Source organism: Flavobacterium macrobrachii (assembly GCF_014486675.1).
In the GTDB taxonomy this organism is placed as follows: domain Bacteria; phylum Bacteroidota; class Bacteroidia; order Flavobacteriales; family Flavobacteriaceae; genus Flavobacterium; species Flavobacterium macrobrachii.
Genome location: NZ_JACTAC010000189.1, coordinates 1 through 556, shown reverse-complemented (window position 1 = coordinate 556; position 556 = coordinate 1). Strand labels below are relative to the sequence as shown.

Here is a 556-nt window from a genome sequence, read left to right as displayed (position 1 = left end):
CTTTAGAAGTATGTAAAATGGCTCGTTCTTCTAGGAGTAAGATTTGTAAAGAAGCAGATTATGCAATTCCTAACAAAGGATTTTGTGCTTCGCAAAATTTACATTTCTATGGTTATAAACTTCATGCTATTTGCACCATTAATGGCGTTTTTCAAAGTTTTGATTTGTCGCCGGCTTCTGTTCATGACATCCATTATTTACAAGATATAAAAACACAACTTTCAGATTGTGTTATACTTGGAGATAAAGGATATCTTTCCCAAACGATTCAACTTGACTTATTTAATGAAGTAAACATTGAATTGGAAACGCCCAAAAGGAAAAATCAGAAAGATTACAAACCTCAGTTTTATCAATTCAAAAAATACAGAAAACGTATAGAAACTTTATTTTCTCAATTATGTGACCAGTTCATGATTAGAAGAAATTATGCAAAGTCTTTCGAAGGTTTTAAAACTAGAATTTTAGCAAAGATTACTACTTTGACAACAATTCAATATCTCAATAAATTTGTATTCAACAGAAATATTAACAACTTAAAAATTAATCTAGTTTA

General features: G+C 29.0%; 1 protein-coding gene. It reads left to right on the top strand.

Annotated features, from left to right (window positions below; all coding sequences use genetic code 11):
- A partial coding sequence (locus IAI56_RS15900) for an IS982 family transposase (protein WP_187658784.1) occupies nt 1-556 on the top strand: 556 nt, incomplete at both ends.